1 rRNA gene is annotated in these 269 nt (G+C 47.2%); it reads left to right on the top strand.

Annotated features, from left to right (window positions below):
- Positions 1 to 269: ribosomal RNA gene (locus WS34_RS15240) — 23S ribosomal RNA — on the top strand; the annotation flags it as partial.

Genomic DNA, 269 nt, shown 5'->3' on the forward strand with positions numbered 1-269 from the left:
ACAGCTAGGATGTTGGCTTGGAAGCAGCCATTCATTTAAAGAGTGCGTAACAGCTCACTAGTCGAGGAGTTTGGCGTGGATAATAATCGGGCATAAGCAATTTACCGAAGCTATGGGATGTGCAAACATCGGTAGGGGAGCATTCTACTCAGCGTCGAAGGTTAAGCGTAAGCTTTGCTGGAGCGTGTGGAAAAGCAAATGTAGGTATAAGTAACGATAAAGGGGGTGAGAAACCCCCTCGCCGAAAGACTAAGGTTTCCTGATCAACG

This window comes from Odoribacter sp. N15.MGS-14 (genome assembly GCF_000980245.1).
In the GTDB taxonomy this organism is placed as follows: Bacteria; Bacteroidota; Bacteroidia; order Bacteroidales; family Marinifilaceae; genus Odoribacter; species Odoribacter splanchnicus.